Source organism: Ancylobacter sp. SL191, from assembly GCF_026625645.1.
GTDB lineage: Bacteria > Pseudomonadota > Alphaproteobacteria > Rhizobiales > Xanthobacteraceae > Ancylobacter.
On sequence record NZ_CP113056.1, the window covers coordinates 2,431,473 to 2,449,286 of the forward strand.

The following is a 17,814-nucleotide window of genomic DNA, read 5'->3' on the forward strand; positions in this document are numbered from 1 at the left end:
CGTCACGGCGTGGTGGGAGAGGTCGGCTGCGTGCCCGGCGCGGGGTCATTATTGGGCGTGCTCGGCTGCACGGTCGGATCGTTCGGCAGCGGCGTGGCGGCTTCCGGAGCCGGCGGGGGCGGGGTGATCGGATCGGCGGCGGGCGGCGCGACCGACTGGGTGCCCGCAGCCGGAGGCGTCGGAGTCTCGGTCGGCTGGGTCGTGGTTCGGCCCGAGTACTGGACCGCCGCATAGGCGGCGATGATCAGAACGATGGCGGCCAGGATCAGGGTCGTCGTCCGGTTCATAAGCGCATCTCCCACCTGACTCGGCCAAATTCACAGCTCAGGTTGTAAAATCCCGTGCCGCAAGGTTGGCGAGTGCAGTGCACAAACAATAAAGCGGCGGTGTTCTGAACCCGGAGAACGGTTCTGGATTATCTCTAATCTTCCCCAAATCGCCTCCGGCATCAGAAAACCGTTGTCGAAACGCTCCGATTAGACCAAAGTTCCCATTCTTGCGGTTGCAACATGACGCTGCGTCATCTGCGCGCCGTCCGTTAGCGAATGAACGCCGGAACGTAATCGGCGTCGGGGTCAGACCAGGGAGGGTAGGATGAATTTGAACGCCGATTTTGACGTCGTCACCTTGTCGCCCTCGACCGTTCGCGTGATGCACCGGACGGCGCACCACATCTATGAGTTCGCCGTTGTACGTGATGATGGCGGGCGCCGCGTCGTCAGCCGGGGAGCGGCGACCCTCTGCGGGACCGAGGCGGACGATCTCGCCAGCGGCGATCTGGTCGCCGCCGCCGAGCGCGTCGCCGCCGCTACGGCCCGCCATATCGGCGTGATCGACTGACACTGCCGGCGCGGTTGCGTGCCAAAGCCTTGCCGTCGGCCGTGATCGCCGCTCCGGCCGGCGCAGCGCGCCTTCGACGCTATTCCTGACCTCCGAGGCTGTGCAGGACACCAGCCCCTCATTGCGGGGGCTGTCCTGTCGCGCGGTTTCATGTATACGGACGGATATATGTATATCGGTGGATATATGATTGGGAGCCGTCCATGCCGCCTCGTGCCGTTTCCTCAACCCTGTCCCGCCGCCTTGTGGCCGGCGCGCTCGGCGTCGCTCTGGCCCTGCTGGCCAGCGTGCCGCTGAGCGCCGCACGGGCGCAGGAGGCCACCACCGTCTTCGCGGCGGCCAGCCTCACCAATGCTTTCCAGGACATCGGCAAGCTCTACAAGGAGAGGACCGGAAAGGACGTGGCCTTCTCCTTCGCCGCCTCCTCGGCGCTGGCCAAGCAGCTTGAGGCCGGCGCCCCGGCGGCAATCTTCGCCTCGGCCGACCTCAAGTGGATGGACTACACCGACGGCAAGGATCTGACGCTGAAGGCCACGCGCGTCACGCCCATCGGCAACAGCCTGGTGCTGATCGTCCCGGCGGACAAGGCTGCACCGGTCACCATCGACGCCGGTTTCGACTGGCTGGCCTTCCTCGGCGCCGACGGCAAGATCGCCACCGGCCTCACCGATAGCGTGCCGATCGGCATCTACGCGAAGACGGCGCTGACCAATCTCGGCCAGTGGGACAAGGTGAAGGACCGCGTGGTCGGCGCCGAGAGCGTGCGCGCGGCGCTGGCGCTGGTGGAGCGCGGCGAGGCGCGGGCCGGCATCGTCTACTCGACCGACGCGGCGGTGGCGAAGAACGTCAAGGTCGTCGCCACCTTCCCGGCCAGCAGCCACCCGCCGGTGGAATACCCGTTTGAGATCGTGAAAGGGCAGGCCACGCCGGCAACCAGTGCGTTCTTCGACTTTCTTGTCGGACCGGAAGCCAAGACGATCTATGCAAAGTATGGCTTCGTGGTGAAGTGAGGCGCTAATGACTGGCTGCGTGTCATCCCGGAACGGCCGTCAGGCCGTATCCGGGATCGGGAGCCGAGGATGGAACATGCGTTCCCGGCTCTCCGGCTTCGCCTCCGGCTGGGATGACGGATTGAGATGAGCATGCTCACCCCCGAGGAATGGGCGGCCGTGCTGTTGAGCCTGAGGGTGGCGTTCTGGGCCACCTTCTGGAGCCTTCCCATCGCGGTGCTGGCCGCCTGGGCGCTGGCGCGGCTCGACTTTCCCGGCAAGGGCCTGTTCGACGGCATCATCTATCTGCCGCTGGTGCTGCCGAAGGTGGTGGTGGGCTATCTGCTGCTCATCACGCTCGGGGCGCGCGGGTCCATCGGCCAGTATCTCGACGCCTGGTTCGGCATCAAGCTGATCTTCACCACGGCGGGCGCCACCGTCGCCGCCGCCGTGGTGAGCTTCCCGCTCACGGTGAACGCCATCCGCCTGGCGCTTGAGGCGGTTGACCGGGGACTGGAGACGGCGGCGCGCACGCTCGGCGCCTCGCGCCTCGACGTCTTCTTCTCCGTGACACTGCCGCTCATGCTGCCCGGCGTGCTCTCCGGGGCGCTGCTCGCCATTGCCTCGGCGCTGGGCGAGTTCGGCGCGACGATCACCTTCGTCTCCAATATTGAGGGCCAGACGCGGACCATCCCGCTGGCCATCTACTCCGCTACCCACATGCCCGATGGCGATGCCGCCGCGCTGCGGCTTACCCTCGTCTCCATCGTGCTGGCGCTGGCCTCCTTGCTGCTCGCCAACCTGGTCGACCGGCGCATCCGGGTGATGATCGGGCGCGCATGATCGAGATCGACCTTCGCCTCGCGCGGCCGGATGGCTTCACCCTGTCCGCCGCCTTCACCGCCCCGGCGGCCGGCGTCACCGCGCTGTTCGGCCGCTCGGGGGCCGGCAAGACCACGATCATCCAGGCCGTGGCCGGCGTGGTGCGGCCGGATGCCGGGCGTATCGTCGTCGATGGGCAGACCTTCTTCGACGCGGCGCGCGGGATCGACCTGCCGATCGAGGCGCGGCGCGTTGGCTATGTGTTCCAGGACGCCCGGCTGTTCCCGCACATGTCGGTCGCGCGCAACCTGCGCTATGGCGAGCGGCGCACGCGCAGCGTCGAGCGGCCGATCCGCTTCGAGGCGGTGGTGGACCTGCTCGGCATTGATGGGCTTCTCGACCGCCGGCCGCACACGCTGTCCGGTGGCGAGCGCCAGCGCGTCGCCATAGGGCGCGCCTTGCTGGCGCAGCCGCGTCTGCTGCTGATGGATGAGCCGCTTGCCGCGCTCGATGCCGCGCGCAAGGCGGAGATCCTGCCCTATCTCGAACGGCTGCGCGACGAGGTGAAGCTGCCCGTCCTCTATGTCAGCCACGCCATCGAGGAGGTGATGCGGCTGGCCGATGTGATGGTGGTGCTGGCCGGCGGGCGACAGGTGGCGTGCGGGCCGCTGGTTGATGTCATGGCCAGCCCCGAGATCGTGCCGATCATCGGCCGCTTTGACGCCGGCGCGCTGCTCGACTGCACGGTGGCGCGGCATGACGCGCAGTATGGGTTGACCGAACTTGCCTTCGCTGGCGGGGTGCTGCGCGTGCCGCACGTGGCACGCCCGCTTGGAGCGAAAGTGCGGGCACGGGTGCGCGCCCGCGATGTGGCACTGGCGCTGGCTCGCCCCGAGGGCGTGTCAGTGTCCAATCTGCTTGCGGCGCGCGTCGAAGCGGTGCGCCAGCTTGATGGACCCTACGCCGATGTCGATCTCACCGTCGGCCCCAGCCGCCTCGTCGCCATGGTGACGCGCGAGAGCATCGCCCGTCTCGCCATCCGGCCGGGTCAGGAGGTCTGGGCGATGGTCAAGACCGTCGCGGTGGACAGCCGCCCGCCGGACATCGCGGCTTAGCGCGAGACCTCAGTTCGGCCCCTGCATGATCGGCGCGACGCCGGGCCCGACGGCAAACTCATCGCTGACGAAGCCGATCACCGCCAGCACGAGCAGGGCGATGACGAGGGCGATGATCAGCCCGCGCACCCCGCCGGTGCGGTGGCCGAAGAAGCCGGTGCCGGCGAGAAGAACGAGGATCAGGATAACGATAATCAGGGTCTGCATGCGGCCTCCGCGTTGAAGCGGAAACAACGCCGGCCCGCGAAAGGTTCCGCGCTACCCCTGTGAGCCACTCGGCGGCTCGGGGGAGGGTGGGGTGAGTGTGGCGCGCAACTCGTCCACGGCGGCGCGCGTGGCGGTGGCGCTCGACGCCTCAATGCCGCGATAGAGCGCGATCAGCCGCTCGCCGAAGGGTGTGAGATCGGTGCCATGCCCGCGTCGGCCGGGATGGGTGACGACGACCGGTTCGCGGAAATTGCCGGCGATCTCGTCCACCAGCAGCCAGGCCCGGCGGTAGCTCATGCCCATCTTGCGCGCGGCGGAGAGGATGGAGCGCTCGGTGCGGATGGTTTCGAGAAGCTCGATCATCCCCGGCCCGATATGCCGGCCATCGCCGAAATAGACGCGGATGAAAAGGCCGTCGCGCGGTTTGCGCGCCGGCTCCTTCACGTCGTCCACCTTGCCCCGAGCCATGCGCGCCCCTTCACGTTAAGCCGGAACTTAGGTGAAGAGGCGCGCCGGGCAAAGGGCTCAGGCGGTGCGCATGCGCGTGCGGCGGCGGCCGAAGGCGAAGTCGAGCAGCACCATCACCACCAGCGAGGCGCCGACCAGCGGGAAGATGAGACCGACCACCGCCATCATGGCGATGAGCCCGCGCATCACCGACAGGTCCGTCGGCAGCGGCGGCACGCCGAGCGAGCCCTTGGGGCGACGCTTCCACCACATCACCGCCGCCGACACCGACATCAGGATGACGGCGAAGCAGAGCGCCAGCATGAAGAGCTGGTTGGCGAGGCCGAACTCCTGGCCGAGATGGATGTTGATGCCCCATTCCAGCGCTTTGCCGGCCGGGCCGTAATCGGCATAGCTCATGTCGATCAGGGGCTTGCCGCTATACTGGTCGAGATGCACCACGCGCTGCTTGGCGAGATCGTCCGGGTAGATCGAGGCGCTGTAGACGCCGGTGGGCGAGGTCGGCAGGCTCAGCGTGTAGCCGGGCGAGACGCCGAGCTTGTCGATGATCCCGGCGGCCGCGTCGATGCCGATGGGCTGACCGGGCGTCGCCGTCGAGACCGGCACCTTGGCCTGTTCCAGCGACCAGGTCGTCGGCCCGTTCACGTGCTCCAGATGCTCGTCCGACATGGGGATATTGGTCCGCACGCCGCTTGGGTAGCCATAGTTCGAGGAATTGGCCCACTCATTGACCTTGGCACCCCATAGCACCGACCACGGCATGCCGGAGAGCGACATGAAGCCGATGGCGAGGCCGGCGAAGGCGCCGGTGACGGCATGGAGATCGCGCCAGAACACCCGCTTCTTCGGGGTGCCGCGCACGCTCACCACGCCCCCGGTTTGCTGGCGCGGCCACCAGAGATAGAAGCCGGTGGCGACCAGCAGGATCGACCAGCCGCCGACGATCTCGATGATGCCGTTGGCGATGGGGCCGAATTCCGCGAGGCTGTGCAGGCGGCGGATCAGCCACATGATGGTGCCGCGATCGGGCAGGTCGCCGAGCACACGGGAATCATAGGGGTCGACATAGACCGACAGGCGGGTGCCGGCGGTGGTCTTCACCACCACCTCGGCGGAGGCCGATGAGGTGGACGGTGTGATTATCTTGACCACCGTTCCGGGATGCGCGGTGAGAGCCGAGGCGATCCAGGCGCTCGGGGCCTGTGGCGCGGTCTGTTGCATGGCGACCTGCTTGAGGTCGCGGTGCCAGAGCCCGTCCAGCTCGTCGCGGAACAGATAGAGCCCGCCGGTGACGGCCAGCAGGATCATGAAGGGCAGCACCAGCAGCCCGGCATAGAAGTGCCAGCGCCAGACGGCGCGGTAGAGATTGGCCGAGCGTTCGCTCGCCTCGGCCGTGGGGTCGGCGGATACGGATGTAGCGGTCATCGGAAGGGTTTCCCGGCAGGGTGGCCGCGGTCAAGCGCCCGGCGGGAGAGCCGGGCGCGACACGCTGCGATGGCGTTCAGACGTGAGGCGGCTGCGGTCAGTTCGCTGGCGTGCCGTGGCCGCTATGGGCGTCATGCCCGGCGGGACCACCCATGCCCTCGATCTTGAACTCGACATTCACCGTGCCGGCCTTGGCGAAGGTGAGCGTGCCCTTGAAGCTCTCGCCTTCCTTCAGCGGCTGCTTCAGGCCCATGAACATCAGGTGAAAGCCGCCGGGAGCCAGCTTCACCTCGCCGCCGGCCGGGATTTCCAGCCCGTTCGGCAGCATGCGCATGGTCATGATGCCGTCCTTGACGGCCATTTCGTGAATCTCGACATGGTCGGCGATCTCGGCGGTGGCGGAGACCAGCGTGTCCGCCGTCTTCCCCTCATTCTCGATCGAGAGATAGCCGCCGCCGACCTTGGCGCCGGAGGGCGTCATGCGCGCCCAGGGGTGGCCGATCTCAAGCTCGCCGACCTTGAAGCCATGCGCGAAGGCGGGCTGGACGGCGAAGAAGGTGAGAGCGGCGGCGAGGACGAGGAAACCCACGCGGTCCTCGGTGTGACGCAGGACGCGGCTGAACAGATAGCGGATCATGGAAGGCACTCCCTTGGCCGGCGGACCCCGCAGGGCGATGGCCGGCATGTTCGACTGACGATGAAGCCCCGGCGTTGGGGCGGTGCGTCAGGCGAGGGGAGGGGCCCGTGCGTGTCGCGGAGAGCGTTCCAGCCCCGCGGGGTGATGGAGCGCAGCCGTCGGTTCGATGCGCACCGCCGGCCGTGGGGCGGGTACGCCGATGCCGGCCATGGACACCGGCGGCAGGCTGCCGACGGCGTTGATCTGGCAGCCGGAGAAGCAGCATTCCGGCGTGTGGTGTGTGGAATCAACCGGCCCGGCCGGGGAGGGCGCGATATCCTGCGCGCCTCGGCAGATGACCAGGTCCATGGTGCCTGAGGCGAGGCCCGCGGCATGGGCGCCGGAGGCGATGCCGCCGATGATCGCCTGCAGCACAAGCAGATAGGCGATGGCGAGGGCCATCGTCATCCGACGCAATGTGCTGCGGTGGGCGGTCATGCCGGCCGGCGCTCCCTCGGCGACGTTTCAGCCCGTGATGTAGCACGCCGCCCGACGGCCCGGAACAGCGGCACGGCGCCGCTGTCCCGGGAAACGTCTCAGAGGCTGGCGCCGGGCCCGGGGGTGGCGCCGGGGGGGCACTTGCCGAGGATGATCATGCCGAGCACCTCGTCCTTGGTGACGTCCGTGGTGCGGGCGCTGCCCACCAGCTTGCCGTTCTTCATCACGCTCACCCGGTCCGCGAGGTCGAAGACGTCGTGAATGTCGTGGCTGATGAGGAAGATGCCGATGCCTTCCGCCTTGAGCTGCTTGATCAGCTCGCCGACCTGCGCGGTCTCCTGCGGGCCGAGCGCGGCGGTCGGCTCGTCCATGATCAGGATCTTGGCGTTGAAGTGGATGGCGCGGGCGATGGCGACCGACTGGCGCTGGCCGCCGGAGAGACCGCGCACCGGCTCCTTGAACTTGCGGAAGTTCGGGTTGAGCCGGCCCATCACCTCGCGCGTCGCCGCCTCCATGGCCACGTCGTCGAGCGTGCCCCACGGGGTCATCAGCTCGCGGCCGAGGAAGAGATTGGCGGCGGCGTCGACATTATCGGCGAGCGCCAGCGTCTGGTAGATCGTCTCGATGCCGTAGCGCTTGGCGTCGCGCGGGTTGGAGATGTCGGCCTTCTCGCCGCCGATACGGATCTCGCCGGAATCCGGCCGGTAGGCACCGGCGAGGATCTTGATGAGGGTGGATTTTCCCGCGCCATTGTGGCCGAGCAGGCCGACGACCTCGCCCGGATGAAGATCGACGCTGACATTGTCGACGGCGCGGATGCCGCCGAAGGAGATGGCGATGTCGCGCATCTCGACGAGCGGCGTGCCGGTGCGGGCGGCGGCTGCGGTGGTGGTTGCGACGCTGTTCATGTGCCGGCCCTCACTTGAAGCGCTTGCGGTATACGGTGTCCAGCCACACCGCGAAGACCAGGACGATGCCGACCACGATGTTCTGGTAGGGCGTGTCGACCCGCATCAGCACCATGCCCGACTGAAGGCTCTGCATGACCAGCGCGCCGATCATGGCGCCGGCGATGGTGCCCGAGCCGCCCGAGAGCGAGGTGCCGCCGATCACCGCCGCGGCGATGACGTAGAGCTCGTCCAGCGTGCCCTGCGCGTTGGTCGCCGAGTTGAGGCGGGCGGTGGAGATCGCCGCACCGATGGCGGCGAGCGCCCCCATCAGCGCGAAGACGGCGAGCGTCACGCGCTTGGTGTTGATGCCGGCGAGTTCGGCCGCTTCCGGGTTGCCGCCAATGGCGAAGACGTAGCGGCCGAAGCGGGTGCGGTTGGTCACGAAGGTCATGACGATGCCGACGGCGAGTGCCACGAGCACGGGCACGGCATAGCCGAAGCTGATGCTCAGCCCTTCCGGCGGCACCTCAATGCCGGCAGCCTCGGCGTAGCGGCGGGCGAGGGCGGCGGGGAGGGTGTAGGCGTTGACGATCAGCGTCGCCCCGATCACCGCGAGGCAGCCGGCGACGATGGTGGTCACCTCGGCCCAGACGGGCTTCAGCGGGAAGTGGAAGCGCTGGCGCTGGCGGCGCGCCTGCACGGTGGCGAAGGCGATGGCGAGGCAGGCGATTACCGCGACGATCCAGCTCCAGGTAGCGCCGATGGAGCCGCTGGCGCCGCCGCCGAGCAGCTTGAAATTGTCGTCGACCAGCGGAATGGTCTTGCCCTCGGCCACCGCCCACGCCGCGCCGCGCCAGACCAGCAGGCCGCCCAGCGTGACGATGAAGGCGGGCACGCCGAGATAGGCGATGACAAAGCCGTGCAGGGCGCCGATCGCCGCACCCACCGCGATGCCGGCGACGAGCGTCAGCGCCATGACCGCAGGATGGTTGAAGCCGAAGGTCGGCATCAGATAGCTGACCTGGAACACCGCCATGATCATGCCGGTGACTCCGAGGATCGAACCGACCGACAGGTCGATGTGGCGCATCACGATGATGAGCACCATGCCGGTCGACATCACCGCGATGGACGAGCTCTGGACCGAGAGGTTCCAGAGGTTGCGCGGGGTCAGGAAGGTACCGTCGGCCAGGAAGTCGAAGACGATCCAGATGGCGGCGAGGGCGCCGACCATGCCGAGGAAGCGCATGTCGATTTCAAGCGCGCGGATGAACGAGGTCGGCGCGGCCTGGGGTTGGGATGACGAGACGGGTGTGGCCGCCGTCGTGGTTTCGGTCATGAGCGTCCTCCTGGGGGCGTCGGAGCGTGGCCGCGCGGGCCTCAAGGCCTGTCGCGCGGGGCGCCTTATGGGGATGCGGCGGAACCTGGGCTCCGCCGCATACTCGTTGGGGTCAGTCGCAGGCCTTGACCGTGCCGGGCTTCACGCCCTGGCAGACGGTCGCCTTCGGCACCCAGCCGGCCTCGATGATCACGCCCAGATTGTCCTTGGTGATCGGGATCGGCTTCAGGAAGGTCGAGTTCATCGCCTGCTTCTTCGGCCCGCCAGTGAAGGTGGTGGTGCCGGGGATCGCCTTGGCATCGGTGCCCTTGGCGAGGGCCAGGGCGATCTCGGCGGCCTTCTGGCCGAGCTCGCGCGAGTCCTTCCACACCGACACGGTCTGCGTGCCCAGCGCGATGCGGTTCAGCGCGGCGAAGTCGGCGTCCTGGCCCGAGACCGGCACGGAGCCGGCAAGGCCCTGCGCGGCGAGGGCGGCGATGGCGCCACCGGCGGTGCCGTCATTGGAGGCGACGACCGCGTCCACCTTGTTGTTGTTGGCGGTCAGCATCTGCTCGGTGTTGCGCTGGGCATTGGCCGGCAGCCAGCTGTCGGTATAGGCCTCGCCGACATTCTTGATGTCGCCCTTGTCGATGGCGGCCTTGAGGGCTTCCATCTGACCGGAGAACAGGAAATCGGCGTTGGGGTCGGAGGCCGAGCCCTTGATGAAGATGTAATTGCCCTTCGGCTTCACCTTGGCGACTTCGAGCGCCTGCAGGCGGCCGACTTCCTTGTTGTCGAAGGTGATGTAGTAGGCATAGGGGTTCTCGATCAGGCGGTCATAACCGACGACCGGGATGCCTTCGTTCTGCGCCTTGGTGATGGCGGGGGCGATGGCGTCCGAATCCTGCGCGAGGATGATGAGGGCGGTGGCGCCCTGCGCGATCAGCGCCTCGACATCCGAGAGCTGCTTGGCGGCCGAGGACTGCGCATCGGCGGAAATGTACTTGGCACCGGCGGCGGCGAGCGCCTTCTTGATGGCGGCTTCGTCGGTCTTCCAGCGCTCTTCCTGGAAGTTCGACCAGGAGACGCCGACCACGGGCTCGGCAGCGCGGGCGGCGCCCACGGTGACGACGGTCGCCAGCGCGGCGAGAGTAAGGCTCAGGCTCGACTTCATGCGTTCCTCCCAAAGGATGAGATGCGGGGCGCCGCTCGGCATTGGCGCCTCAGCCTGAGGCGTGCCGCGGTCATTTTTGACGTTCGAACCTCAGAGGGGACGAAACGCCCTGTTTTTTTGGTCGGTCGTGCAAGACCGACTGAACCTCATCATACCTCAAAAAGACGGGTCAGAGGCAGTGATTAGCAAATTCCTTAGGCAATGACCCTGACCTTTTGGTCTAATCTCAAGGCTTCGCGTCCTGAGTTGCGTACCTCAGATTTTGAGGGCAACATGACGGTATGTCCAGACCCCTTTCACGCATCACCCTCCAGGACGTGGCCCGCGAGGCCGGCGTTTCGCTGGCGACGGCTGATCGCGTGCTGAATGGGCGGACCGGCGTGCGCGATGCGACCGCCGGTCGGGTGAAGGACGCCGTGGCGCGTCTGGGCTATCGGCCCAACCTCGCCGCGGCGCGGCTGGCGCGGGGCGAGACCTACCGATTTTGCTTCGTGCTGCCGGCCGGCTCGAACGTCTTCATGCGGATGCTGGCCGAGCAGGTTGCCAACACCGCCCAATGGCTCGCCGCCAACAACGCCTATATCGACGCGGTGCGCGTCGACGTCTTTGCCCCGGAAACGCTGGTTGCCACCCTCGAAGGTCTGGTGGGGCGCTATGACGGCGTGGCGGTGGTCGCGCTCGATCACCCGCGTGTGCGGGCGGCGATCGACGATCTCGTGTCGTCGGGCATCGCCGTCGTCACGCTGGTCTCGGACGTGCCGTCCTCGCACCGGCTGCACTATGTCGGCATCGACAACATCGCCGCCGGGCGCACCGCCGGCACGCTGATCGGCCGATTCGTCGGCGGGCGCATGGGCTCCATCGGGCTGATCGTCGGCACGCCGGCGCTGCGCGACCATGCCGAGCGGCAGTTCGGCTTCATGCAGGTGCTGTCGGGCGAATATCCCGACCTCACCGTGCTCCCTGCGCAGGAAAGCCTCGACGACGAGGAGCGCGCCGAGGCCATCACCACCCGCCTGCTGAACGAGGTGCCGGACCTCGTCGGCGTCTACAATGTCGGTGCCGGCAATCGCGGCATCGGCTCCGCCATCGTCGCGGCGAACCGGGCCGAGAACCTTGTGTTCGTGGGCCATGACCTGACCGACGATACCCGCCGCTTTCTGCTGCGCGGCGTGATGGACGCGGTCATCAACCAGGATGCCGGCCACCAGTCGCGCTCGGCCGCCCGCGTCCTGCTGGCCCATTGCGCCGGCGAGCCGCTGCTCAACGAGCAGGAGCGTATCCGCATCGACATCTTCCTGCGGGACAACCTCCCGTGATCCCACCCCTCCGCGTACAAGGAATGTGAGGCATGTTTCTCGGCCTCGATATTGGAACCTCCGCCGTCAAGGCGGTGCTGGTCGACGGCGACCAGAAGGTGCTCGCCACCACCGAGACGCCGCTCGCCATCGCGCGCCCGCAGCCGGGCTTCAGCGAGCAGAACCCGGAAGATTGGTGGCAGGCGACGCTCGCCAGCATCGACGCGCTCAAGGCCCAGCAGCCGGCGGCGCTGTCGGCCGTGCGGGGCATCGGCCTCTCCGGCCAGATGCATGGCGCGGTGCTGCTGGATGCCTCCGGCGCGGTGCTGCGCCCGGCGATCCTGTGGAATGACGGCCGCTCCTCGGCGGAATGCCGTGAGCTGGAAGAACGCTTCCCTGCACTGCACCAGGTGGCGGGCAATCTCGCCTTCCCCGGCTTCACCGCGCCTAAGCTGATCTGGGTGAAGAAGCATGAGCCGGAGATTTTCGCCCGCACCGCCAAGGTGCTGCTGCCCAAGGCCTATGTCGGCTATCGCCTGACCGGCGAGATGGTCGAGGAAATGTCCGACGCCTCCGGCACGCTCTGGCTGGACGTCGCGCGCCGCGACTGGTCGGACGAGGCGCTCGCCGCCACCGATCTCTCGCGCGATCACATGCCGCGCCTCGTCGAGGGCAATGCGGCGGCGGGCCGGATCAAGGGCGAGCTGGCCGCGCGCTGGGGCATGGAGACGCCGCCGGTGCTGGCGGGCGGCGCTGGCGACAATGCCGCCGGCGCGGTCGGCCTCGGGGCGATCGGCGCGGGCAATGCCTTCGTCTCGCTCGGCACCTCCGGCGTGCTCTGGGCAACCACGGACCGCTACGCGCCAAACCCGCAGTCCAGCGTCCACGCCTTCTGCCACGCCATTCCCGCCACCTGGCACCAGATGGGCGTGATCCTGTCGGCCGCCTCGGCGCTCGGCTGGTGGTCGGAGGCGATGAAGATCGCGCCGGGCGACCTGCTCGCGCCGCTTGGCGACGCGCCAAGCGCGCCCTCGCCGGCGCTGTTCCTGCCTTATCTCTCCGGCGAGCGCACGCCGCATAACGACACGGCGATCCGCGGCGCCTTCATCGGGCTCGACCATGACGCCTCGCGCGAGACGCTGACGCAGGCGGTGCTGGAAGGCGTCGCCTTCGCCTTCAAGGACTGCCTCGACGCGCTCGCCGCGGCAGCCACGAAGCTTGATCAGGCCGACGTCATCGGCGGCGGCTCGCGCTCGCGCTTCTGGATCGGCGTGCTCGCCAATGTGCTCGGCCTGCCGCTCAACCGCATCGAGGATGGCGAGCGCGGCGGGGCCTTCGGTGCCGCCCGTCTCGCCCGCATGGCCGCCACCGGCGAAGCCCCATCCAGCGTGTGCCTGCCGCCGCGACGGATCGAGACCATTCATCCCACCCCCGACCTGCAAAACGCCTATGCGGAGCGGCACGCCCGTTACCGGGCCCTGTACCCCGCCTTGAAGGGAGCGACGTCATGACCAGCCCGACCGGGTTCTTCCCCACCACCGCGCCGCTGGCCTATGCCGGCCCGAATAGCCGCGACCCGTTCAGCTTCCGCTGGTACGACAAGGACCGCGTCGTGCTCGGCAAGCGGATGGAAGACCATCTGCGCTTCGCGGTCGCCTATTGGCACAGCTTCACCTGGCCGGGTGGCGACCCCTTCGGCGGCGAAACCTTCTTCCGCCCATGGATGCACGGCGCCGACGAGATGACGCTGGCGCGCGCCAAGGCGGACATCGCCTTCGAGCTGTTCGACATCCTCGACGTGCCGTTCTTCGCCTTCCATGACCGCGACATCGCCCCGGAAGGCGCGACGCTGGCCGAGTCGAACGCCAATGTGCGGGCGATCGCCGAGATCTTCGCGCGGAAGATGGAGACCTCGAAGACCAAGCTGCTCTGGGGCACGGCCAACCTGTTCTCCAACCGCCGCTTCATGGCGGGCGCCGCGACCAATCCCGACCCGGATGTGTTCGCCTATGCCGCCGCGCAGGTGAAGAACGTGCTCGAAGTCACCCATGAGCTGGGCGGCGAGAACTATGTGCTGTGGGGCGGCCGCGAGGGCTATGAGACCCTGCTCAACACCGATCTGAAGCGCGAGCTCGACCAGCTCGGCCGCTTCCTCAACATGGTCGTCGAGCACAAGTACAAGATCGGCTTCAAGGGCACGATCCTGATAGAGCCGAAGCCGCAGGAGCCGACCAAGCACCAGTACGACTTCGACGTCTCGACCGTTTACGGCCTGCTGTGCCGCGCCGGGCTCGAAAAGGAAGTGAAGCTCAACATCGAGGCGAACCACGCGACCCTTGCCGGCCATAGCTTCGAGCATGAGATCGCCATGGCCGCCGCGCTCGGCGTGTTCGGCTCGATCGACATGAACAAGGGCGATGCGCAGTCCGGCTGGGACACCGACCAGTTCCCCACCAATGTCGAGGACACCGCACTCGCCTTCTACGAAATCCTGCGCGCAGGCGGCTACACCACCGGCGGCACCAATTTCGACGCCAAGGTGCGCCGCCAGTCGATCGACCCGGAGGATCTCGTTATCGCTCATGCGGCGGCCATGGATGTGTGCGCGCGCGCCCTGCTGGTCGCCGCCGATATGATCGAGGACGGCGCGCTGCAGAAGGCGGTCGATGCCCGCTATGCCGGGTGGGACCAGCCCGCCAACAAGGCGATGCTGGAACCGGGCGCCTCGCTCGACTCGATCGCCGCCCGCGTGGCGTCGGAGAATCTGAACCCGCAGCCGCGTTCCGGCCAGCAGGAGCGGCTTGAAGCCCTTGCGGGCAGCTATTTCCGCTGATCCAGCGGAAATCCCGCCTGCGCCGGCACCCGCGAGCTGGCGCAGGCGGTCCTTTGTGATCGACGTGCATGATTGACTTGGCGGCAATTCCCCCTTTCGATCGGCACCGGGAGCGACTGTTGAATCGTCGTCCGGCGTCGTCGCGCCGCGGCAGGGCCATCATCGACCTGTCACGCGCGTGAATGAAGCTCGCCGAGAGCGGCGAAGCCTTAAAGGGGTAGGAAATGCGCCTTCGTCTGACGGGCCTCATGGCGGTTGCGGCCGCGGCCCTCTCCATCACCGCTGCGGATGCCCAGATGCGCCCCCCGGCGGCGCTCAGCAACCAGATCGTCGACGTGCCGGAAAAGCCCGGCTACGTGCCCTCGCCGGGCGAAGAGCAGCTCGACCCGCAGCTGCGCCGCCAGCCGGTGTTCTTCCGCAATAACGAGCCGCCCGGCACGATCATCATCCACACCAATGAGCGGTTCCTCTATCTGGTGCTCGGGCCGTCCAGCGCGCTGCGCTACGGCATCGGCGTCGGGCGCGAGGGCTTCCAGTGGTCGGGCCTGCAGAAGGTCAGCCGCAAGGCGGAATGGCCGGACTGGACCCCGCCGCCGGAGATGATCCAGCGCCAGCCCTATCTGCCGCGCTTCATGGCGGGCGGCCCCGGCAACCCGATGGGCGCGGCCGCACTCTATCTCGGCCAGACCGTCTACCGCATCCATGGCACCAACATGCCGGACACCATTGGCATGGCCGTGTCGTCGGGCTGCTTCCGCCTGGTGAACGCTGACGTGCAGGACCTCTACAACCGCGTGCCCGTGGGCACCAAGGTCGTGATCCGGCAGGCGCCGGAACTCTGACGCCGCCGCATCGCATCGTTCGACTGGGGGAACTATGAACAAGCTCGCATGTGCGCTGGCCGCTGCCGGCGCTCTCTTCGCGACGGGCCTCGTGCACGCCGATACGCTTGCCGATGTGAAGGCGCGCGGCACGCTGAAATGCGGCGTGAGCCAAGGGCTCGACGGCTTCTCGGCCAAGGACGACAAGGGCCAGTGGACCGGCTTCGACGTTGATTTCTGCAAGGGTGTGGCCGCCGCCGTGCTCGGTGATGCGGCCAAGGTGGAGTATGTGCCGCTCTCCGCCGAGGCGCGCTTCCCGGCGCTGCAGAAGGGCGAGGTCGACCTGCTCTCGCGCAACTCGACCTGGACGTTGCAGCGCGAGGCGGAGCTTAAGCTGCTCTTCGCCGGCATCTCCTATTATGACGGCCAGGGCTTTCTGGTGCCGGTCTCCAAGAACGTGATGGGCGCGCTGGAGCTGAACAACTCCAAGGTCTGCACCCAGCGCGGCACCACCAGCGCGCTGAACGCGCAGGACTATTTCCGCCAGAACAACATGGCGCTGGAGCTGATCGAACTGCCGACGGTCGACGAAGTGGTCAAGGCCTATGCCGACGGCAAATGCGACGTACTGACCACCGACGTCTCTCAGCTCTACGCGCTGCGCCTGAAGCTGCCCAAGCCCGCCGACCATGTCGTGCTGCCCGACGTCATCTCCAAGGAGCCGCTCGGTCCCGTGGTGCGACAGGGCGACGATGCGTGGCTGAACGTGGTGAAGTGGAGCCTGTTCGCGCTGCTGAACGCGGAGGAACTCGGCATCAGCCAGGCGACGCTCGACCAGGCGCTCGGCTCGCAGAAGCCGGATGTGAAGCGCTTCGTCGGCACGGACGGCACCTATGGTGAGCAGCTCGGCCTGACCAAGGACTGGGCCGTTCGCATCATCAGGAGCGTCGGCAATTACGGCGAGGTGTTCGAGCGCAATGTCGGCACCGGCTCCAAGCTCGGGATTCCGCGCGGCATCAACCAGCTCTGGAGCATGGGCGGTATCCAGTACGCCCCGCCGATCCGCTGACGGCGGACGCACTCTGCAACCACAGCCGGCGGTTCGCGCGAACCGCCGGCTTTTTCATGCCGGCCCGTTGACGGGCGCGCGGTTCCGGGCGCATTGGGCGGCATCAGAACAGCCACGACATCCCAGGGGAGGGATCATGTCCGAACTCAGTCTTGCCGCCGCCCAGACCATTCTGGCTACCGCGCTGGAGCAGTGCCGCGCCGGCAATTTCAAACCGATGGCCGTGGTCGTGCTCGATGCGCGCGGCGCCGTGAAGGCCGCCGCCTCCGAGGACGGCACGAGCCTCAAGCGTTTCGAGATCGCCCATGGCAAGGCCTATGGCGCGCTCTCGCTCGGCATGGGCTCGCGCTCCATCTTCAAGCGCGCCAAGGAGCAGGCCTTCTTCGTCGGCGCGGTCAGCCACGTGGTCGGCGGCGCGCTGGTGCCGGTGCCGGGCGGCGTGCTGATCCGCGATGCGCAGGGCGCGGTCGTGGGGGCGGTCGGCATTTCCGGCGACACCTCCGAGAACGACGAGGCGGCAGCGCTTGCCGGCATCGCGGCGGTGGGGCTTGTCGGCGATCCCGGCGCCGACTGAGCAGCCTGCGGCTCGCGCCGCACACGTCTCTGATGGTCTGACTTCAGTACCGCTCTGCCGCGCGACCTCGCGCGGCAGCCATCCTCCGTTCGTGCAGTATCCTACGCCCAGAGGTAGACCTGTGCGCTGCTGAGGGAACTGTTCTGACAGTTCTGCGTTCTCCGTTCACAGTCGCCTTGGTTCAGTCTGTCTCGTCAACAGGTATCGTTGCCGAATAGGCCAATGGAACCGGCAATCCTCCAGACGTGTCGTCGTTTGGTGCGTTCTGGAAAGCTGTCTTGGAGGATGATAATTATGAAGAAATTTACCGTCGCTCTCGCCGCCGCGGCGACGCTTTTCTCGGTGAATATTGCGCCCGTCGCAGCCGCCCCGTGGAATGACACCGGTGCCTCGCGCAATGGCAGCATGAGCGAACTGGTGCAGCAGACTCAAGCGCGTCCGGGGCGCTACTACGCACGCGGTCGCCATATCGCACGCCCCAGTCGGGGCTATCATCGCCAGTCCAACCGCCACTATTACAACGGCCATCGGGGCTACAGTAATTACCGTCCCGGCTATCGCCAGCGCAATGGCTGGTGGTTCCCCGCCGGCGCCTTCGCAGCCGGTGCATTGATCGGCGGCGCGATCGCTGCGCAGCCGGGCTCCTCCGCGTCTTCCGGGGGCAGCGGCCATGTGGCGTGGTGTTCGCAGCAGTACCGCTCGTACCGCGCCTCGGACAACACGTTCCAGCCCTATAACGGCCGTCGCCAGCAGTGTGTCTCGCCCTATTGAGGCATCTGACTGAGTCGACCACCACGTGATGAACGCCCGTCCTGGTCCCAGGGCGGGCGTTTTGTATGGAGCTTCCGCAGGGCGAT

General features: G+C 67.5%; 20 protein-coding genes. 11 read left to right on the forward strand and 9 right to left on the reverse strand.

Translation table 11 applies throughout. The annotated features are described in order from the left end of the window. Positions 1–2: 2 nt before the first annotated feature. A complete protein-coding gene (locus OU996_RS10940; protein ID WP_267581634.1) occupies positions 3–287 on the reverse strand; it encodes a hypothetical protein in 285 nt (94 codons plus the stop codon). Positions 288–594: 307 nt separating this feature from the next. On the opposite strand from OU996_RS10940, the gene OU996_RS10945 reads away from it, so the two are divergent. From OU996_RS10945 to modC, 4 genes are all read left to right on the forward strand, one after another. Continuing rightward, a complete protein-coding gene (locus OU996_RS10945) occupies positions 595–840 on the forward strand; it encodes a hypothetical protein (RefSeq protein ID WP_267581635.1) in 246 nt (81 codons plus the stop codon). 203 nt (positions 841–1,043) lie between these two features. After that, complete coding sequence (modA, locus tag OU996_RS10950) at positions 1,044–1,850, forward strand: molybdate ABC transporter substrate-binding protein (RefSeq protein ID WP_267581636.1); 807 nt, start codon at positions 1,044–1,046, stop codon at positions 1,848–1,850. 132 nt (positions 1,851–1,982) lie between these two features. Next, on the forward strand, positions 1,983–2,672 hold the full coding sequence (modB, locus tag OU996_RS10955) for a molybdate ABC transporter permease subunit (protein WP_267585683.1): 690 nt from the start codon (positions 1,983–1,985) through the stop codon (positions 2,670–2,672). Beyond that, positions 2,669–3,766: a molybdenum ABC transporter ATP-binding protein gene (modC, locus tag OU996_RS10960; protein WP_267581637.1), complete on the forward strand. Its 1,098-nt coding sequence runs from the start codon at positions 2,669–2,671 to the stop codon at positions 3,764–3,766. Before modB ends, modC begins: the two co-directional genes overlap by 4 nt. 9 nt (positions 3,767–3,775) lie before the next feature. Here modC and OU996_RS10965 read toward each other — a convergent pair whose 3' ends face one another. From OU996_RS10965 to xylF, 8 genes are all read right to left on the reverse strand, one after another. Further along, positions 3,776–3,973, reverse strand: a complete 198-nt coding sequence (locus OU996_RS10965) for a hypothetical protein (protein ID WP_267581638.1) — start codon at positions 3,971–3,973, stop codon at positions 3,776–3,778. A 51-nt stretch (positions 3,974–4,024) separates the two neighbouring features. Beyond that, a complete protein-coding gene (locus tag OU996_RS10970) occupies positions 4,025–4,441 on the reverse strand; it encodes a winged helix-turn-helix domain-containing protein (RefSeq protein WP_267581639.1) in 417 nt (138 codons plus the stop codon). A 57-nt stretch (positions 4,442–4,498) separates the two neighbouring features. Next, positions 4,499–5,866, reverse strand: coding sequence for a PepSY-associated TM helix domain-containing protein (locus OU996_RS10975; RefSeq protein WP_267581640.1), 1,368 nt, complete (start codon positions 5,864–5,866; stop codon positions 4,499–4,501). Positions 5,867–5,963: 97 nt separating this feature from the next. Continuing rightward, positions 5,964–6,503: a copper chaperone PCu(A)C gene (locus OU996_RS10980; protein WP_267581641.1), complete on the reverse strand. Its 540-nt coding sequence runs from the start codon at positions 6,501–6,503 to the stop codon at positions 5,964–5,966. A gap of 87 nt (positions 6,504–6,590) precedes the next feature. Further along, positions 6,591–6,980, reverse strand: coding sequence for a hypothetical protein (locus OU996_RS10985; RefSeq protein ID WP_267581642.1), 390 nt, complete (start codon positions 6,978–6,980; stop codon positions 6,591–6,593). Between the two features lie 98 nt (positions 6,981–7,078). After that, positions 7,079–7,888, reverse strand: a complete 810-nt coding sequence (locus tag OU996_RS10990; protein WP_267581643.1) for an ATP-binding cassette domain-containing protein — start codon at positions 7,886–7,888, stop codon at positions 7,079–7,081. Positions 7,889–7,898: 10 nt separating this feature from the next. Further along, positions 7,899–9,209 (reverse strand): sugar ABC transporter permease, encoded by a 1,311-nt coding sequence (locus tag OU996_RS10995; protein WP_267581644.1) that lies wholly within the window; start codon positions 9,207–9,209, stop codon positions 7,899–7,901. 112 nt (positions 9,210–9,321) lie between these two features. Then, positions 9,322–10,362 carry a D-xylose ABC transporter substrate-binding protein gene (gene xylF, locus OU996_RS11000; protein ID WP_267581645.1) on the reverse strand — a complete coding sequence of 347 codons (1,041 nt, stop codon included), beginning with the start codon at positions 10,360–10,362 and terminating at the stop codon, positions 9,322–9,324. 281 nt (positions 10,363–10,643) lie between these two features. Here xylF and OU996_RS11005 point away from each other — a divergent pair, with 281 nt between their 5' ends. From OU996_RS11005 to OU996_RS11035, 7 genes are all read left to right on the forward strand, one after another. After that, positions 10,644–11,681: a LacI family DNA-binding transcriptional regulator gene (locus OU996_RS11005; protein ID WP_267581646.1), complete on the forward strand. Its 1,038-nt coding sequence runs from the start codon at positions 10,644–10,646 to the stop codon at positions 11,679–11,681. Positions 11,682–11,713: 32 nt separating this feature from the next. Next, positions 11,714–13,171: a xylulokinase gene (gene xylB / locus OU996_RS11010; RefSeq protein WP_267581647.1), complete on the forward strand. Its 1,458-nt coding sequence runs from the start codon at positions 11,714–11,716 to the stop codon at positions 13,169–13,171. After that, complete coding sequence (gene xylA, locus OU996_RS11015) at positions 13,168–14,493, forward strand: xylose isomerase (RefSeq protein ID WP_267581648.1); 1,326 nt, start codon at positions 13,168–13,170, stop codon at positions 14,491–14,493. The genes xylB and xylA overlap by 4 nt, the downstream gene beginning before the upstream one ends. A 224-nt stretch (positions 14,494–14,717) precedes the next feature. Beyond that, positions 14,718–15,335 carry a L,D-transpeptidase gene (locus OU996_RS11020; protein ID WP_267581649.1) on the forward strand — a complete coding sequence of 206 codons (618 nt, stop codon included), beginning with the start codon at positions 14,718–14,720 and terminating at the stop codon, positions 15,333–15,335. Between the two features lie 34 nt (positions 15,336–15,369). Beyond that, positions 15,370–16,383, forward strand: coding sequence for an amino acid ABC transporter substrate-binding protein (locus OU996_RS11025; protein WP_267581650.1), 1,014 nt, complete (start codon positions 15,370–15,372; stop codon positions 16,381–16,383). Between the two features lie 136 nt (positions 16,384–16,519). After that, positions 16,520–16,957, forward strand: a complete 438-nt coding sequence (locus tag OU996_RS11030; RefSeq protein ID WP_267581651.1) for a GlcG/HbpS family heme-binding protein — start codon at positions 16,520–16,522, stop codon at positions 16,955–16,957. 285 nt (positions 16,958–17,242) lie between these two features. Further along, positions 17,243–17,728: a BA14K family protein gene (locus tag OU996_RS11035; RefSeq protein ID WP_267585684.1), complete on the forward strand. Its 486-nt coding sequence runs from the start codon at positions 17,243–17,245 to the stop codon at positions 17,726–17,728. The last annotated feature ends 86 nt before the right edge of the window (positions 17,729–17,814 follow it).

What these genes read in the sequence shown, in the direction of transcription:
- OU996_RS10940 (WP_267581634.1), bottom strand. Translation starts at nt 287, where the DNA reads ATGAACCGGACGACGACCCTGATCCTGGCCGCCATCGTTCTGATCATC.
- OU996_RS11005 (WP_267581646.1), top strand. Translation starts at nt 10,644, where the DNA reads ATGTCCAGACCCCTTTCACGCATCACCCTCCAGGACGTGGCCCGCGAG.
- OU996_RS10965 (WP_267581638.1), bottom strand. Translation starts at nt 3,973, where the DNA reads ATGCAGACCCTGATTATCGTTATCCTGATCCTCGTTCTTCTCGCCGGC.
- OU996_RS11025 (WP_267581650.1), top strand. Translation starts at nt 15,370, where the DNA reads ATGAACAAGCTCGCATGTGCGCTGGCCGCTGCCGGCGCTCTCTTCGCG.
- modB (WP_267585683.1), top strand. Translation starts at nt 1,983, where the DNA reads ATGCTCACCCCCGAGGAATGGGCGGCCGTGCTGTTGAGCCTGAGGGTG.
- OU996_RS10945 (WP_267581635.1), top strand. Translation starts at nt 595, where the DNA reads ATGAATTTGAACGCCGATTTTGACGTCGTCACCTTGTCGCCCTCGACC.
- OU996_RS10985 (WP_267581642.1), bottom strand. Translation starts at nt 6,980, where the DNA reads ATGACCGCCCACCGCAGCACATTGCGTCGGATGACGATGGCCCTCGCC.
- xylA (WP_267581648.1), top strand. Translation starts at nt 13,168, where the DNA reads ATGACCAGCCCGACCGGGTTCTTCCCCACCACCGCGCCGCTGGCCTAT.
- modC (WP_267581637.1), top strand. Translation starts at nt 2,669, where the DNA reads ATGATCGAGATCGACCTTCGCCTCGCGCGGCCGGATGGCTTCACCCTG.
- xylB (WP_267581647.1), top strand. Translation starts at nt 11,714, where the DNA reads ATGTTTCTCGGCCTCGATATTGGAACCTCCGCCGTCAAGGCGGTGCTG.
- modA (WP_267581636.1), top strand. Translation starts at nt 1,044, where the DNA reads ATGCCGCCTCGTGCCGTTTCCTCAACCCTGTCCCGCCGCCTTGTGGCC.
- OU996_RS10975 (WP_267581640.1), bottom strand. Translation starts at nt 5,866, where the DNA reads ATGACCGCTACATCCGTATCCGCCGACCCCACGGCCGAGGCGAGCGAA.
- OU996_RS10970 (WP_267581639.1), bottom strand. Translation starts at nt 4,441, where the DNA reads ATGGCTCGGGGCAAGGTGGACGACGTGAAGGAGCCGGCGCGCAAACCG.
- xylF (WP_267581645.1), bottom strand. Translation starts at nt 10,362, where the DNA reads ATGAAGTCGAGCCTGAGCCTTACTCTCGCCGCGCTGGCGACCGTCGTC.
- OU996_RS10995 (WP_267581644.1), bottom strand. Translation starts at nt 9,209, where the DNA reads ATGACCGAAACCACGACGGCGGCCACACCCGTCTCGTCATCCCAACCC.
- OU996_RS11030 (WP_267581651.1), top strand. Translation starts at nt 16,520, where the DNA reads ATGTCCGAACTCAGTCTTGCCGCCGCCCAGACCATTCTGGCTACCGCG.
- OU996_RS10990 (WP_267581643.1), bottom strand. Translation starts at nt 7,888, where the DNA reads ATGAACAGCGTCGCAACCACCACCGCAGCCGCCGCCCGCACCGGCACG.
- OU996_RS11020 (WP_267581649.1), top strand. Translation starts at nt 14,718, where the DNA reads ATGCGCCTTCGTCTGACGGGCCTCATGGCGGTTGCGGCCGCGGCCCTC.
- OU996_RS11035 (WP_267585684.1), top strand. Translation starts at nt 17,243, where the DNA reads ATGATAATTATGAAGAAATTTACCGTCGCTCTCGCCGCCGCGGCGACG.
- OU996_RS10980 (WP_267581641.1), bottom strand. Translation starts at nt 6,503, where the DNA reads ATGATCCGCTATCTGTTCAGCCGCGTCCTGCGTCACACCGAGGACCGC.